The 16,902-nt window shown below is 43.5% G+C and carries 16 protein-coding genes; 15 read left to right on the forward strand and 1 reads right to left on the reverse strand.

Annotated features, from left to right (window positions below; translation table 11 throughout):
- Positions 1-2: 2 nt before the first annotated feature.
- Positions 3-869: an alpha/beta hydrolase gene (locus tag AC2TF5_RS11735; RefSeq protein WP_491302316.1), complete on the reverse strand. Its 867-nt coding sequence runs from the start codon at positions 867-869 to the stop codon at positions 3-5.
- Between the two features lie 263 nt (positions 870-1,132).
- On the opposite strand from AC2TF5_RS11735, the gene AC2TF5_RS11740 reads away from it, so the two are divergent.
- The 15 genes from AC2TF5_RS11740 to AC2TF5_RS11810 all read left to right on the forward strand — a co-directional run bounded on the left by AC2TF5_RS11740 (position 1,133) and on the right by AC2TF5_RS11810 (position 16,896).
- Positions 1,133-2,815 carry a PucR family transcriptional regulator gene (locus tag AC2TF5_RS11740; RefSeq protein ID WP_491302317.1) on the forward strand — a complete coding sequence of 561 codons (1,683 nt, stop codon included), beginning with the start codon at positions 1,133-1,135 and terminating at the stop codon, positions 2,813-2,815.
- A 169-nt stretch (positions 2,816-2,984) separates the two neighbouring features.
- Positions 2,985-4,217 carry an allantoate deiminase gene (allC, locus tag AC2TF5_RS11745; RefSeq protein WP_491302318.1) on the forward strand — a complete coding sequence of 411 codons (1,233 nt, stop codon included), beginning with the start codon at positions 2,985-2,987 and terminating at the stop codon, positions 4,215-4,217.
- Between the two features lie 54 nt (positions 4,218-4,271).
- Positions 4,272-5,516, forward strand: a complete 1,245-nt coding sequence (locus AC2TF5_RS11750; RefSeq protein ID WP_491302319.1) for an MFS transporter — start codon at positions 4,272-4,274, stop codon at positions 5,514-5,516.
- 56 nt (positions 5,517-5,572) lie between these two features.
- Positions 5,573-6,337 (forward strand): (S)-ureidoglycine aminohydrolase, encoded by a 765-nt coding sequence (gene allE / locus AC2TF5_RS11755; RefSeq protein ID WP_491302320.1) that lies wholly within the window; start codon positions 5,573-5,575, stop codon positions 6,335-6,337.
- 42 nt (positions 6,338-6,379) lie between these two features.
- Positions 6,380-7,429, forward strand: a complete 1,050-nt coding sequence (allD, locus tag AC2TF5_RS11760) for an ureidoglycolate dehydrogenase (protein ID WP_491302321.1) — start codon at positions 6,380-6,382, stop codon at positions 7,427-7,429.
- 42 nt (positions 7,430-7,471) lie between these two features.
- Positions 7,472-9,214 (forward strand): acyl-CoA synthetase FdrA, encoded by a 1,743-nt coding sequence (gene fdrA, locus AC2TF5_RS11765; protein WP_491302322.1) that lies wholly within the window; start codon positions 7,472-7,474, stop codon positions 9,212-9,214.
- Between the two features lie 43 nt (positions 9,215-9,257).
- Complete coding sequence (locus tag AC2TF5_RS11770; RefSeq protein WP_491302323.1) at positions 9,258-10,523, forward strand: YlbE family protein; 1,266 nt, start codon at positions 9,258-9,260, stop codon at positions 10,521-10,523.
- A 34-nt stretch (positions 10,524-10,557) separates the two neighbouring features.
- Complete coding sequence (locus AC2TF5_RS11775) at positions 10,558-11,481, forward strand: oxamate carbamoyltransferase subunit AllH family protein (RefSeq protein WP_491302324.1); 924 nt, start codon at positions 10,558-10,560, stop codon at positions 11,479-11,481.
- On the forward strand, positions 11,463-12,401 hold the full coding sequence (gene arcC, locus AC2TF5_RS11780) for a carbamate kinase (RefSeq protein ID WP_491302325.1): 939 nt from the start codon (positions 11,463-11,465) through the stop codon (positions 12,399-12,401). Before AC2TF5_RS11775 ends, arcC begins: the two co-directional genes overlap by 19 nt.
- A gap of 164 nt (positions 12,402-12,565) precedes the next feature.
- A complete protein-coding gene (locus AC2TF5_RS11785; RefSeq protein WP_491302326.1) occupies positions 12,566-13,162 on the forward strand; it encodes a TetR/AcrR family transcriptional regulator in 597 nt (198 codons plus the stop codon).
- Positions 13,163-13,226: 64 nt separating this feature from the next.
- Positions 13,227-14,372: an MFS transporter gene (locus tag AC2TF5_RS11790; protein WP_491302327.1), complete on the forward strand. Its 1,146-nt coding sequence runs from the start codon at positions 13,227-13,229 to the stop codon at positions 14,370-14,372.
- 89 nt (positions 14,373-14,461) lie between these two features.
- Positions 14,462-14,887: a DMT family transporter gene (locus tag AC2TF5_RS11795; protein ID WP_241929417.1), complete on the forward strand. Its 426-nt coding sequence runs from the start codon at positions 14,462-14,464 to the stop codon at positions 14,885-14,887.
- A 53-nt stretch (positions 14,888-14,940) separates the two neighbouring features.
- A complete protein-coding gene (locus AC2TF5_RS11800) occupies positions 14,941-15,639 on the forward strand; it encodes a Crp/Fnr family transcriptional regulator (protein WP_491302328.1) in 699 nt (232 codons plus the stop codon).
- Positions 15,640-15,724: 85 nt separating this feature from the next.
- Complete coding sequence (locus AC2TF5_RS11805; protein ID WP_491302329.1) at positions 15,725-16,186, forward strand: DMT family transporter; 462 nt, start codon at positions 15,725-15,727, stop codon at positions 16,184-16,186.
- Positions 16,183-16,896 (forward strand): YjjG family noncanonical pyrimidine nucleotidase, encoded by a 714-nt coding sequence (locus AC2TF5_RS11810; RefSeq protein WP_491302870.1) that lies wholly within the window; start codon positions 16,183-16,185, stop codon positions 16,894-16,896. The genes AC2TF5_RS11805 and AC2TF5_RS11810 overlap by 4 nt, the downstream gene beginning before the upstream one ends.
- The last annotated feature ends 6 nt before the right edge of the window (positions 16,897-16,902 follow it).

A 16,902-nucleotide genomic window follows, 5' to 3' on the forward strand; every position in this document is an offset into this window, starting at 1 on the left:
TATTAAACTAAATGACGCTGCAAAAACTCTAGAACCTGTGCAAATGCCTGTCGAACATTTTCCTTATTCAGTTGCATGTCAAACAAGTGATCCTCGCCTGAAAGAGTAAGAAGCGCATGCTCAACTCCCGCACTTTGCAACCGCTGCGCCATACCGATAGATTGTTCACAAGGCACATCCTGATCAACCTCTCCATGCAGCAGCATAGTAGGTGGGAAAGAGTCGCCCACAACTTGTACCGGACATAGCAAGTCCAGCTCCTCTTTATCTTGAACAAGGTCTAACCCTGTAACCTCTTGAGCCCAGATTCCTTGTTGACGATAATATAAATAGAGACCAAATCTTTGCTGAATGGAACTTTCAGCAATCGTCCGGTTCGTAATTAACTGATCGGCCAGTTCCTTAGGCACAATAGGTTTTTGTAGATAGAACGAGCTAGGACTCGAAGACCAGCTGGCTTGAATATCCCCATAACCATAAAAAGACACGACCGCTTTTAAAGCCGGCTCCCTGGATCCGGCGAGCAGAGCAAGGTATCCACCTGCCGAACTGCCTACGACGGCTATAGCGGATGGCTCAAAACCAAGCTCGGTGAATGCTTGCTCTCGTAGCCAGCGAAGAGCATCCTGAATATCTTCAATAATAGCTGGAAGCCGCGTTTCAGGGGCTAGTCGATAATCAATGGACAGGACGTGCAGACCAGCCTGATTATACTGCTTCACCTGCTCTTGCAAAATATCTTTTCTTGAACCAAATATTAATCCGCCTCCATGAATATAGACGATTACAGAAGAACTAGTCTGACAAGCGCTGTAAAAGTCTCCAAGCAACTCAACACCTTCAACTGTTTTATAACAAATCGTTCTCATCGATATTCCCCCTATTTTTGACTTCATTTTCTAGATTGTTTATCCTTTATACATACATATAAAGGAGCTGATCCATATGCATCAAATTCAAAACACTTTCGTCCGTTTTCGCTCAAAATTGTAGTGTAGTCTGTGCTTCAATTTCAAAGGTAATCCATTGGGCATGAGTGAAAGCGAATACACTATTATGCTATACTCCACCCTTACTCCGATACAATAACAAATAGAAGACATCAGACTTGCATTCATAAGGAGTTAGAGATATGGAATTCAGAGTAGAACATGTATTAAAGATGGCTCGACTGCAAAATGCAAAAGTGCTAGGGGGCAGCAAAGGGCTTACGAATATAATTAAAGGCATCACAATTATGGAAGCCCCCGACATCGCAGATTGGCTGAAAGGTGGAGAGATGCTGCTGACCAGTCTATATCCGATCCTCAATTATACAGAGGCAGAACAACGCGACTTTATGTTCCGCTTGGCTGACAAAAGCGTCAGTGCCATAATGATCAAAAACCACCGTTTTGTCAAGAACATACCCGAGGTTATCATAGAAATAGGCGAACAGACGGGGCTGCCTATTATCCAAATCCCACAGGACATCCCTTATGTAGATGTGCTCTATCCGGTTATGGAGGAACTGTTTAATAATCAGGTAATGAAGCTCAAATATTTTAAAGAGGTGCATGATCGCTTCACTACACTTTCCTTAACAGATACCGGTATGGAACCGATTATCACTACATTGGAACAATTAATCGGAAACCCTGTTGCCATCTATGATCGGAATTTTGTCTGCATGACACCTATTTCCTTATACACGCCTCCCATACTACAACAGGAGCACATTGTAGAACGTGAGAAAATATTCGAAACCAAATTTCCTTATTATTGGATAACTACGCAAGTTACCGAACCGGAGATGAAATCGGTCTACCAGGTAGTCGTGCCTATTCGGACAGTAAACCGTATTAAGGTGCATCTCGTCATCACTGAAATTCATAAAGAATTAGAAGAATTAGATTTCATTGCAATAGAGAATGCCGCTACTGCTCTATCCCTGGAACTGGTCAAACAGTTTGCTGTAGCGGAGGTCGAGCGGGAATATAAAAATGACATTATTGATGACCTGCTAGCTGGAAAAGGTCAGGTGTTGGAGACGGTGTACCAACGAGCTAACCTGATCGGCTGGGATTTAGATCGTTCATATGCTGTGCTTTTATTTCATGTGAAAGAAGAGTTCACCTCGTTCAACCATCAAGAAATGTTTAAACCTAAAAATTTGCGCAGACTGCAGAGTAAAACGTTTACTTATTTACATGAAGCTATTGACGTTCATTTTCCAGACGCAATTATGCGTAGCCGAAGCGATACCATCATTCTGCTATTACCTGTTGATTTGCAGGAAGGGAAAGAGAAGAACTGGTTGCCTACAGTTAAAGATAAAGTCCACGGGATTCAAGACAACATCCGCACGAAAACCAAAGATATTGTAGTGCAGGTCGGCATCGGTAACGTGGCGGCCACTGTTATGGATATTGCGAGAAGCCATCAAGAGGCGCAAGAAGCCCTGAACCTCGGCGGTACACTCTATGGCAGCGAATCGATTACCGCCTTCGCCGAGCTTGGTTTATTCCGCCTGCTCTGTCAGTATCCAGATCCTGCCGTACTGACCTCGTTTATTCCCGCTTCTTTAAACAGGCTCGTTCAAAGCAAAAGCGCCATCAAAAAAGATCTGCTGCATACGCTTGAGGTCTTCTTGCAGCATAACCAAAATGCTGCGAAAGCAGCTCAGGATTTGTTTGTCCATTACAAAACGGTAATGTACCGACTGGAACGGATCAAAGAAATTAGCGACATGGATTTCGATAATTCAGAAGAGATGCTGGAAACCCGGGTTGGTCTAAAAATTCTAAATTTGGTAAATAACGAAGAAGAACATTAAAATTTAAACTAAATAAACCCTGTTTTTACCCAAGGTGGATAAAGAAGCAGTTATTCTTTTATCCACCTTTGTTAATGAAGACACATCAGTAAGCGTTTACAATTAAGATGCAACAAAGTTAATCAGCACTTTTGAAGTACTTTTATCATCGTAGAAAGGAACGGTAAGTATGGGAGAACTAAGTAAAGATATCATGCAGATGTTAGAATGGCTTGGGTGTTTTGGAAATGATCCTGAAGGAGGTATTACCAGACTACTCTATTCCAAAGAATGGCTCAACGCTCAGAAAGCTTTAGAAGATTGGATGAACAAAGAAAGTTTTAATGTTCACTTTGATGAGGTGGGCAATCTGTTTGGAGGTCTACAAGGAACGAAGTATCCAGATGAAACGATTATGACCGGTTCTCACGTGGATACAGTAAGCAATGGTGGTTTATACGATGGACAATACGGTATTGTCGCAGGTCTGCTTGCGGTTAAATACTTGAAAGAGACCTATGGGCAACCGCTACGCAATCTTCAGGTCGTATCAATGGCTGAAGAAGAAGGCAGCCGTTTCCCTTATACATTCTGGGGGTCAAAAAACATCGTAGGCACAGCAGAACGTAAAGACGTAGAGAGTATTGTAGACTTTGACGGTGTAGCTTTCGTAGATGCGATGAGAGAATGCAACTTTAATTTCCGTCAGGAATCTAGAGAACTTCGCAATGACTTGAAAGCGTTTGTAGAAATCCATATCGAGCAAGGCAGTGTACTGGAAACAGAGCAAAAACCTGTTGGTGTAGTCCACAGCATTGTAGGGCAGCGCAGATTTACCGTGGAAGTGATAGGTGAAGCTAACCATGCAGGCACGACTCCGATGAGTTACCGTAAAGATGCTGTCCAAGCTGCAAGCGCTATGATCTCTGACGTTATAAACCGCGCAGACAAACACGGAGATCCGTTAGTGGCAACGATCGGCAAAATCGAAGTGAAGCCAAATGTAGTTAACGTAGTTCCAGGATATGCTTTGTTCACTATGGACATCCGCCATACCGAGAAAGACGCACTTGTTCAATTTACTGAAGAAATTACAGCTTCCTTGAAGAACATTGCAGAAGAACGGAAAGTAGAACTGAAAATCGATATGTGGATGGATGCAGATCCTGTTCCTATGGATAAACATGTCGTAGAAGTCATTGAACGCGAGTGCCGGGAACAAGGTTTGAATTACAAGTTGATGCATAGTGGGGCAGGGCATGATGCCCAGATTATGGCTCCTTTTGTACCATCGGCCATGATCTTTGTTCCAAGCAGACAAGGAATTAGCCACAATCCGGCAGAATATACCGAGCCTCATGATTTAGCCGAAGGTGTGAAGGTTCTGATCGGAACTCTATATAATCTGGCATACAAAGAATAAACAACGTCTTGGCAAATAACTTGCCCACAACCTTATTATAAGGAGCAAAAAAAGATGAAGGTACAAACCCCTAATACAGCTAAACAAGGTGGACTTGAATATTGGAAAAAGGTCGTCATTTTATTTTGCCTTGGTTGGACTGTCATGTGGATATACAGAACAATACTGAATCCAATTTTACCTGAAATCAAAATACAACTTGGCGTTGAATCGGATGCCAGCATGGGTCTGATCTCCAGTTTGTTTTTTCTAGCGTACACTTCAATGCAGATTCCATCCGGCTTTATGGCTGATAAATTCGGAAGGAAAATAATGCTGATTCCGGGTTTCCTTATCTTTGCTTTCGGAGTTTTTACCGTCGGAATCGCACCGTCCCTAATTTTCCTACTGGTAGGTAGCTTCCTGGCGGGACTTGGACAAGGAACGTACTACGGACCTGCTTATTCGATCTCATCGTCCACAATCCCGGCTGAGAAACGGGGCTTCTCTACCGCCATTATCAACAGCGGTTCAGCACTCGGAATGGCTATCGGATATATCGGTTCCTCTTACTTGGTGAAAGGGCTAGGTTGGGACTGGAGACCGCTGCTCTTTGTCACAACTGCCCTGGTTATTATTATGGTGATCGCCTTTGCCAAAGTCATTAAGGAAAAACCAGCAGCGAATAACGTTGCAACTAACATGGAAAAAGATGCAAATGATAAAGCAACGATGAAGACGCTCTTTGGCGATATCCGAATGATTTCGGCTTACGTTATTTACTTTGCAATATGTTACGGGTATTACATGATTGTGACTTGGCTGCCAAGTTACCTGCAAATGGAGCGAGGATTCCAAGGTGCTGCTATCGGTTTTGCCTCAGCTCTGGTTGCCTTTGCATCTGTGCCAGGTGCGCTATTGTTCAGCCGGTTATCCGACAAGTTTAAGAACAAGAAGATTATGGTCGTTATTATTTTGCAAGCTATTGCCGCAGTTACCTTGTATCTAACAGTGGCTATTCAAAGTAACGAACTGCTGATTTTGTTCCTGATTATGTACGGTTTCTTCGGTAAACTGGCTGTTGACCCGATCATGATCTCCTACGTAGCAGACATTGCGCCTAAGCAAGGGTATAGTACCACATTCGGCGTGTTTAACTTCTTCGGAATGATGTCCTCGGTCATCGCTCCGTTCGTAACTGGTTTGATTTCAGACGCTACAGGCAGCAAGGTTTTGGGCTTTTACCTAGCTATCGGCATCATTATTGTAGGTACTGTATTCCTGTTCTTCGCAAATTTAAGGAAGCGCCCTGCGCTGTAAAAGAACAATAGCATTTATTTCACACACAAACTTTAGAGAAAAGGGAGAGAAACACAATGGGTTATGCAACTGATCTGCTGTCCAGCCGTTCTATCATTAAACATGGCAAATATGCCTTAATCACTCCAGAAGGTCTGGTTAATAACGTAGTTCCGGGCTTTGACAACTGCACTATATCTATTCTGGCAACTCCAAAACTTGGAGCAAGCTTTGTCGATTATATTGTTACTATGCACAAAGGCGGCGCAAATACGGATGGTTTTGGCGGACAAGAACAGGTCGAAACGTTTGTTTATGTACTGGAAGGTGAAGTCGAGGCATCTGCTGCTGATAAGACGTATAAGCTGACAAGCGGCGGCTACCTGTACTGTCCGCCAGGAACGAAGATGTATCTGAACAACTTGATAGACGGCGACAGCAAACTGTTCTTGTACAAACAAAAGCATAAACCGTTAAAAAACTTGAAACCATGGGTCGTCTCTGGGCACTCAGGCAACATTCCAGAAGAAGATTATGACGGAATGACAAATATGCGAATTCAGGATTTACTTCCTAAAGATCTCGCTTTCGATATGAATTTTCACATATTAACCTTCGATCCGGGTGCATGCCATCCATTCATCGAAACGCATGTACAGGAACATGGAGCTTACCTGCTGTCTGGTGAAGGAATGTACAATCTGGATAACAAGTGGATTCCGGTAAAAAAAGGCGACTATATCTTTATGGGGCCGTATGTGCAACAAGCTTGCTATGCAGTTGGTCGTGAGAAACTTGCTTATGTTTACTCTAAAGACTGCAATCGGGATGCGGATCTCTAAGCTCTTATCATGTAGCAAATCGAATTAACAGAGGTGTTAACATTGAAAATATTCAGACAAGAATTACAAGAGCTAATCACAACAAAGCTGCACAAGGCGGGTTTAACAGAAGAACATGCCGCCGGCGTAGCAGATGTTCTGGTCCATGCCGACATAAGAGGCATTCATTCTCACGGCGCTATGCGAGTGGAGTACTATGCGGAACGAATCGCCAAAGGCGGATTAAATACAAATCCCGAGTTTAAATTTAACAAAACTGGCCCCAGCACAGCGACATTTGATGGGGATAATGGAGTAGGCCATGTCGCTGCCAAACTAGCTATGGATGAGGCCATCGAGATGGCTAAGGAACATGGGATAGCAGCTGTTGGCATCAGAAGAATCGGACATAGCGGAGCCCTATCTTATTTTGTACGGCAAGCAGCCAAATCCGGAATGATCGGTATTTCGATGTGTCAATCAGATCCGATGGTCGTGCCCTTCGGCGGTTCAGAACCTTATTACGGGACGAACCCGATTGCGTTTGCCGTTCCTGCCCATGACGGGCGGATCATGACGCTGGACATGGCAACAACGATACAAGCTTGGGGCAAAATCCTTCATGCCAGATCAAGACACGAGTCGATCCCGGATTCATGGGCAGTCGATAAAGAAGGCCATCCGACGACAGATCCCTTTAAAGTCAATGCCTTACTCCCAATTGCCGGTCCAAAGGGATATGGTCTGATGATGATGGTGGATGTGCTCTCAGGTATTTTGCTCGGCCTGCCATTTGGGAATAAAGTTTCATCGATGTACCATGATCTAACCGAATACCGAAATCTTGGTCAGCTACATCTTGTAATTAACCCTGCATTTTTCACGGATCCTGACATGTTTAAACAACATATTTCGAATACAATGGACGATCTGAATCAAATTAAACCGGCGCCTGGCTTTGAGCAAGTGCTGTTCCCCGGACAAAATAATGATCTGATTCAAGAACAATACGAGAAAAATGGTATTGAAATTGTAGACGAAATTTATGAATATCTGGTATCAGACGTCGTTCATAGAAATCAGTATGACAACAAAGATCCATTTGCGAAGTAACTTCACAAATTGGCTATTCTGACCGAAGAGGAGCTTGTACTTATGCTATATTCCATCATTAAAGAAAATTCCTATCAAGATTCAGTTAACCTCATGCTCTTAACTAACAAAATTTCCACGCTGGATGGAGTAGAGCAGGCCTCTATTATGATGGGGACGCCGGCGAATAAAGATATTTTCCAAAATACCGGTATGTACACGGATGAACTCGACAAAGCGGGTCCTAACGATATGTGTATCGTAATCAAGACCAATAGTGAAGAACACGTATCCGAGGTGTTAGATACCATTGAATCGGAACTGAAAAATCAGGCGGTAAGTAGCAACAAGCAGGAATTCCAATCTGTACGGACTTGGGATAAAGCGCTGCAAGCGCTCCCTAATGCTAATCTTGCTCTTATTTCTGTCCCTGGCCAATACGCAGCGGAAGAAGCGGAACAAGCGCTTGACCGTGGGTTGCACGCCTTTATCTTTAGCGATAACGTTGACGTCCAGGATGAACTGCGTCTAAAACAAAAAGCGCATGACAAAGGCTTGCTGGTCATGGGCCCAGACTGCGGAACCGGCATTGTATCCGGTGTTCCGATAGCCTTTGCCAACGTAGTACAACAAGGCAACATTGGCGTTATCGGTGCCTCAGGCACAGGGATTCAAGAAGTTACCACCCTCATTGACCGGCTGGGCAGTGGCGTGAGCCAGGCTATCGGAACAGGCGGACGTGATCTGTCTGAACCGATTGGAGCGATTACGATGCTGGATGCTATTCGAGGCCTAGAGCATCACAAAGCTACTGAAGTGATCGTCGTTATTTCCAAACCGCCCGCTATCGAAGTGCGAAATCAGGTAGTTCAACTTTTAAACCGTTTATCCAAACCGGTAGTAGCTATCTTTGTCGGTGAGGAGCCAGAAACACATGAAGGCACAGTACATTATGCATATACGCTGGAAGAGACTGCTATGATTGCCGTGGATTTGTCTAAAGGCAGAGAAGTTAGGGCGAACTACAATAAACAGAACATTACGGCTCCACAGACTAAGCTGACACCGGAGCAGACAACGATTAAAGGCCTATATTCCGGTGGTACACTCGCTTACGAAGCTGCAGTTCTTATGTCCAAAGGCTTGGAACTAGGACAGTTAATTCATGAAGATGGATACATGTTAAAAGCTAAAGGTCATGAAGTGATTGATCTGGGAGATGACAAATATACACAAGGTAAACCACACCCGATGATTGATCCGGAAACGAGAATCCATTACATCGAGCAGGCAGCTCAGGATAAATCCACAGCGATTATTATGCTGGATGTCGTTCTAGGATACGGTTCTCATGAAGATATGGCTGGCGCACTGTTGCCTGTCATTGAGAAAACACAGAGTGAAGCTGCAGCACAAGGTAAAAACTTGTATTTCGTAGCAACAGTGTGTGGAACCGAACAAGACCCGCAAAATTATCAAGAGCAAAAGGCCAAACTTGAACGAGCAGGCGTTATTGTTAAAGATAGTAACAATCAGGCTGTGCGGACCGCTCTGGCGATGATGGGCATCCAGCTTCAGGATAAGGATAAATCATTCACTCTTGCAGTGCAGACCGAACAAGGAAACATCGACGTTTCTGAATCCATCATTACACTGCTGAGCGGAAAGCCGGGAGTTGTGAATGTGGGACTCAAAAAATTTGTGAATGCAGTAACCAGTCACGGCGGAAATGCCGTTCACTTTGACTGGCGCCCGGTAGCTGGAGGCAATGAGAAGATGCGGAAAATTCTGAGCCTACTCAAATAAATTAAAGTTTGAACAACCTCTTAAATAAAAGGAGATATGCAGCATGTATGGACAATATCAAACGATCGATGAAGCAAATCAGGCAGTCATTCAAAAAATTGTAGCCGGTGCCCCTTTCTTGGTAGATGTCGTTCCTGCCAAATCAGTGGTGGACGAATTAAATGGACAAGTGCTTCTGCACGCAGGTCCACCCATTCAATTCGCAGACATGACAGGCCCCATGCAGGGCGCTTGTATCGGGGCGGTCTTGTTCGAAGGTTGGGCAGCGAACGAAGAACAAGCGATGACCATGCTGGAGCAAGGAGAAGTAACCTTTATTCCGTGTCATCATGTCAAAGCTGTGGGGCCTATGGGCGGAATCACTTCCGCCAACATGCCGCTGCTAGTTGTTGAAAATCAGACAGATGGTAACCGCGCCTTCTGCACCATGAATGAAGGAATCGGTAAAGTGCTGCGCTTCGGAGCCTATTCCGAAGAGGTTATTCAGCGTCTGCAATGGATGAGAGACGTGCTGGGACCTACCCTTTCTAAAGCTCTACATCAGACTGAACAAGGTCTGAATATTAATGTGATGATGGCGAAGTCGATCACAATGGGAGACGAATTCCATCAGCGGAATATCGCAGCTTCTCTCGTATTTTTGAAAGAAATAAGTCCTTATATTTTACAAACAGATGCAACCGAAGCAGACAAATTGGCTGTAGTGAAGTTCCTGGCTGATACCGATCAGTTTTTCCTCAATGTTGCAATGGCAACTTCTAAAGCGGTACTAGATGCTGCAAGAATGATTGAGCACGGCACTGTCGTAACGGCAATGTGTAGAAACGGCCAAAACTTCGGAATCCGAATCAGCGGCCTGGGAGACGAATGGTTTACCGCTCCAGTCAATACACCGCAAGGTTTATTCTTCACCGGGTATTCCCAAGAAATGGCGAATCCTGATATCGGTGATAGCGCCATTACGGAGGCATTCGGTGTAGGAGGCATGGCCATGGTGGCTGCTCCAGGTGTGACCCGCTTCGTAGGTGCGGGCGGTTTTGACGATGCACTGGCAACCAGCAATGAAATGGCTGAAATTTGCATTGGTCATAACCCTAACTTTACGATTCCAACTTGGAACTTCCAGGGAATCTGTCTCGGTATTGATGCAAGAAAAGTCGTTGAAACAGGCATTACACCAGTAATTAATACCGGGATCGCCCACAAAGAGCCAGGAGTAGGTCAAATCGGGGCAGGTACAGTTCGCGCACCTCTAGCTTGCTTTGAAAAAGCGCTTGAAGCGTATGCCCAAAAACTAGGTCTAATTTAAACAACATGAAGGAACAGAGGAGAGTGGCAGTCGCATGAAACATTTAATCCAAGTAGACGGAGTATACAGCGCAGCTGTTCTCCCTCTCCTTCATAGTGGTAAGCCAGGATATGTGCATAGTATATTTCACAATGGTTGGAATATCCTGATGGGAGATGGGCTTATTTTTATAGGCACCACAAAGAACGGGCAGCTTCCTTTCGGTATCCATCTGGAAGACAAACAAGTGCCGAAGCTTATTTCTATGCTCCAGCAAGATGAAGAAGATCAAATGATTCATTATGATAGCGACACATCGTCTCTTCTCTTTTCTTCATTTTGTATTAAATTAGACCCTCAGGTAACTTATCAGTCTGAGATAGCACCGACAATGGACCAGCCGGAATCCCTTCTCCATCTTCTGAATGCGTTTGCAAGCGAGCTGTTAATTAATAATGAGCTGACAGGCACAGGTATTTCGATAGATCATTTCATCGAATGTTTCATTAAGGAAGATCATGCAACTTGTTCGGATAGTGAACAAAAAATTATACAGTTAATAAATACGGTACCGGCCGGAAATTTGTCACAGATAGATGAAATACTCAGATATTGGATTGGGCGAGGAAAAGGCCTAACCCCTGCCGGAGATGACATGCTGGCGGGAATGCTTGCGGTGGATGCAACAGCAGGGATATTCACGGATACGTTCCGCTTACATTTATCTGAACTGGTGGAGAATGAAGCACTAACTACCGATATCAGCCGGGAATACCTAAAGTATGCGCTGAAGCGAAACTTCAGTTCAACAGTGACAGATGTCATGAATGCTCTTTTGCAACAAGATACAAACAGCTTGATTAAGCGGACCAGGGAATTGTTGCGTGTAGGCCACAGCTCAGGTCTGGATACAGCATTCGGCATACTGATCGGTATGCTGATTATTAGGAGGAATTCAAATTGGCACAAAAAGTTGTGATTGCTCTTGGCGGCAATGCTATTCTACAACCTAAACAACAGGCAACCTATGAGAATCAAATTGCAAATATCCAGAAAAGCTGTGAAGTGATTGCCCGCATTGTGAGGCAAGGTTATGAAGTAATTATTACGCATGGGAACGGTCCTCAAGTAGGGAATATATTGCGTCAGCAGGACGAAGCCAAAGAAGTGGTTCCGCCGTTTCCGCTGCATGTGTGCAGTGCGGAATCCCAAGGCTTTATCGGGTACATGATGGACCAATGCTTGAAGAATGAACTGCAAAAACTGGGACTAAATCAGGCTGTTACAAGCATCCTGACACAAACTGAAGTATCTTTGGAAGATCCTGCATTTCTAAATCCAACTAAACCTATTGGTGTGTTTTACAGTGAGGAAGAAGCTAAGCGCCTTGCTGAAGAAAAAGGCTGGATTGTCAAAGAGGATGCAGGCAGAGGCTGGCGTCGCGTAGTTCCATCTCCAATGCCACAGTCCATTGTTGGGGCGGATGTAATCAAATCTTTGACTAGTCAGGGAGCCATTGTCATTGCCGCAGGAGGTGGCGGTATTCCTGTATCCCGGCAGACAGACGGGACCCTTATCGGTGTGGAAGCCGTCATCGATAAAGACCGCAGCGGATATCAGCTGGCCCAGGATGTGCAGGCGGATATCTTTATGATTCTGACCGATGTTCATAATGTATATGTGAACTACGGAAAGCCGAATCAAAAGTCACTGGAAACGATATCACTGGAAGAAGCCAAGCGATATGCGGATGAGGGCCAGTTTAGTGTCGGAAGTATGGGGCCTAAGATGGAATCTGCCATAGGCTTTGCAGAAAAGGGCGGCACTTCTATCATTTGTTCCCTGGATCAGGCTGATCTCGCTCTGGAAGGAGCAGCGGGTACCCGCATCATCCAGTAATCTAGCATAGGATACAAGGTTGGATTCAAAAAAGGAGCTTGTCACCATTAACTGACAAGACTCCTTTTTTTATTAGCCCACGGCCTGTCACTGATATTTATTGACTGATCGGTACAAAAAGTGTATTATTTCCATAGTACCTTGAAATGAAAGGAGGATACCACTTGAGCAAACGCGGCAGACCCCGAGATTTTGATTACTCCTCCATCGTGGATGTTGCCATGAAAACATTTTGGACAAAAGGATATGAGGGCTGTTCTACGCAGGACTTATGCAGTGATACAGGGCTTGGCAAAGGCAGTTTGTATAATACTTTTGGCAGTAAACATGAGCTTTATACACAAGTGTTGGAACGCTACCACGAAACTGGGATTAGAGAACAGAAGGCAATATTAGAAAGTTCGATTTCAGTTAAAGAACGGCTACGAAATTTATTGAAATGGGCATTGGAAGAAGATTTTGAACATACCGACCAAAAGGGTTGTTTGCTGATTAACGCCGGTTTGGAACGGGCTAAAGATGATCCAATGGTTGAAGAAATTGTATCCAGACATGTTGAACTTCTTATACAAGCGATAGAGAAGGTAATGGAGGAAGGCTTAAGAACTGGCGAAATTTCAAAAAAACAATCAGCTGTAGATTTAGCAAGCTTATTCTTAAGCAGTTACTACGGATTCCGTGTGCTTAATACATCCACGCAAAATAGGACATTGGCTGAACAAATTATGAATGGAACAATGGACTTAATTTTCGGCGCTTAAAGCGCTCTTTTTTTTCACTAATTTTGTACCGATCACTACAATAATGAATAGGGAGTTTTATCTTATGCCATCTATTATTTACTTGTTAGCTTTTACGATATTTTCTATGACCACATCTGAATTTATGGTTGCAGGTATGATGAACGAGCTTGCTATTGAATTCCAGGTTTCGGTATCATCCATCGGCTATTTAATTACTGCTTATGCAGGCGCGATGGTTATAGGAGGTCCCATTTTAACTGCAACTCTTCTGCAAATTCGTCGTAAGCAAGCACTGGTTGCTTTAATTCTTGTCTTTTTGATAGGCCAATCGTTAGGAGCAGTTGCTTGGAATTATGACTCAATGATGATCGCGCGTATTATTACGGGTATAGCTTCATCCGCAGCTTTTGGAGTTTCTGTCTCCATTTCAGCAACTTTAGTTCATACTAATTCAAGAGGAAAAGCAGCTTCGATTGTCCTTGCGGGTTTAATGCTCGCAACTGTACTAGGGCTGCCTATTGCAACAATAATTTCACAACAATTCGGCTGGCGGATTAGCTTTTGGGCAGTTGCAGTCCTTGTATTACTATCCGGAATAATGATTCAATGGTTGCTGCCGTCAACATCAACCACAGACCAGATGGATTTGAAGGGAGAGCTTACGAGTTTTAAAAATTTCCATCTTTGGGCGGCGTATGTAACGAGTATGTTGATCATAGGCGGAACGTTTGCAGCATTTAGTTATTTTACTCCTATTCTTACAAATGTCTCGGGATTTTCGAATACAAGTGTTCCATATTTGCTTGCGCTTTACGGCAGTGCGACAGTGATTGGAAACATTGTGATTGGTAGGTTTGCTGATCGTTTTACAATGAAAGTACTTGTAACTGGATTATCTTTATTACTAGCGGCGTTAGTTCTATTTGCTGCGGGTGCTACAAGTAAAAATATTACTGTCATTTCCCTCATATTAATTGGCTTGACAGGTGTAGCGATGAATCCGGCCATGGTTGCACGAATAATGAAGACAGCAGGGAGTGGGACTATGGTAAACACCGTCCATACTTCCTTTATTACGCTTGGTATTGTAATCGGTTCGTCAGTTGGCGGTATAGGGATCAGTGCAGGATATGGATTTGTATCGCCTTTATGGCTGGGGGCTTGTTTAGCCACCTTAGGTTTCATTTCATTAATTCCATATTTGCGTAAGAGAAAGACTGATTGTTGAAATAGGGATAGCGAGTTAAGGACATATGTCCTTTGCAAATACATGAGTTCGTTATGTAATAAAGGAAACATCTACACGAGGGAGAACAGATGAGAGGATTTTTATTCGCTTTTTTTGGCGGAGCCTTTATTACGCTGCAAGGTGTCGCCAATGCTCGCATAAGCCAAGATATTGGTACTTGGCAAGCGGCGACAGTTACTCAATTAACGGGATTTATAATCGCATTGCTGGTCCTGATGTTCGTCCGAGATGGAAAATGGAAAATGCTCAAGCAAGTAAAGCCATTATATTTGACTGGCGGAGCCTTAGCGGCGATTATTATTTTTAGTAACATTACAGCTATTCATCAGATTGGTGCTACCCTAACGATATCCGCTGTACTGATTGCCCAGCTGAGTCTAACCTTTTTTATTGATCGAAATGGATGGTTCGGTGTGGTAAAGCAAAAGCTGAGATTGCCACAATTCATCGGCATTGGGATGATGATTGTTGGTGTTGTAATATTAGCCTTGTGATCAATTGATTAATTCCATGGAATAGGGGAAAGGGTTGGGGGTGTATCCGAGTAATGAAAGAAAGTAACGACCGAAAGCAACTCAATCAATATTTGCATGCTCACCAGATTCAATCCATTTTTCCTGAACAATTGCTACCGTATTTAACGTTGTACAGCTATGAGCAAGGGGAACTCATCTGTTCCCAAGGAGAGCCTTCAGAGTATGTATATGTTCTAGTTAAAGGGAAGATCAAAATCTCTACTATATCCCCGGAAGGTAAGAAACTTATTCTCTCTTTTAAGACGCCGCTTGAGGTAGTAGGTGATATTGAATACGTACAAGGCATGGATATGATCAATACGGTTGAGGCCGTATCGCCTGTCTGTATGATCGTTGTTCGTCGTCATTGGCTGAAAAAATTCGGAAAAGAATATCCGCCGTTGCTACAATTTTTGTTAGATATTATTACGCGGAAATTTTGCGTCAAATCTAATTCTATGAGCTTCAACTTGATGTATCCGGTAGAAGTGCGATTGGCAAGTTATTTATTGTCTGTCTCTTTTGATGAATCCAATTCTGAATTTAAAGGGCAGCTCTCTTCAAGCAGTTTAATGGATGCAGCCGATTTAATTGGAACGAGTTATAGACATCTTAATCGAGTTATTCATCAGTTAAGTACACAGGGACTGATTGAACGCAACAAGACGTTCATCCTTGTCAAGGATCGGGAAGGATTACAAGCGCTCGCCGGTCACAATATTTATGAATAAACGCATGTGTTCATGTAGCAAGCAATTCAGTACGGCTATAATGATATGCATCTGAATGCAATCTACTATTGGGAGTGCAAAGGTTATGATTCAAGGACTGCTACTTGCGATGGTTGCAGGTTCGTTAGTCGGTTTGCAAAATATTTTTAATAGTAAAGTCAATGAACGTGTAGGCACTTGGACTACGACAACTATCGTATTGGGCATGGGATTTTTGGCATCACTTATGACGGGTCTCCTGTTTGAAGGAGGGCATTTATTTACTTTGCAAAATATGAAGCTATGGTACTGGTTCAGCGGTGTAATTGGAGTAGGTGTAGTCATCTGTTTGACACAAGGAATAAAGCTGCTAGGTCCTACGCTTGCTACTTCGATCGTGCTGACTTCACAGTTGGGATTTGCTCTATTATGGGATTCCTTAGGTTGGCTAGGCTTGGAGCAGGTACCTTTTTCATTTCAGCAGTTACTAGGTGTGTTGGTCATCGTTGGTGGTGCAATTGTATATAAATTGGGCGGTGTACGTCAGGAGATGGAGAGATCATGTTGAAGAAGTACCGGACTTTATTATTTGATGTAGATGATACGCTATTGGATTTTGGTGCAGCAGAAAACGCAGCGCTGTGTATGCTTTTCGAGGATCACAACATTACCTTAACCGCAGAATTGAAAGCTCATTATAAAAAAATAAATCAAGGTCTTTGGAAGTCGTTTGAAGAAGGAACATTGGATCGTGATGAGGTAGTGAATACGCGCTTTTCGATCTTGTTTAAGGAGTATGGTCAAGAGGTAGATGGAGTCTTATTGGAAAAGAACTATCGCAGCTACTTGGAAGAAGGGCATCAGCTTGTTCATGGGGCGTTCAAATTAATAAAGGACTTGCACAATAAATACGACTTATATATTGTAACAAATGGCGTTTCTAAGACTCAGGATAAACGTTTACGTGGTTCAGGATTGTATTCGCTATTTAAGGGGATATTTGTTTCTGAGGATACGGGCTTCCAAAAGCCAATGAAAGAATATTTTGATTATGTTTTTGCACGAATTCCTAATTTCTCTGTGGAACAAGGATTAATTATTGGTGATTCTTTAAGCGCGGATATTGCAGGCGGACAGCAAGCGGGTCTAAATACATGTTGGTTCAACCCTGAGCTGAAGCCGAATGATACGGATATTGTTCCAACCTATCAAATACAAAGTCTTGATGAGCTGTACCGGATTTTAAACGTTGAAAGAGAACGATTAGTCAGTGTTTAATGGCGA

This window comes from Paenibacillus sp. JNUCC 34 (assembly GCF_058269055.1).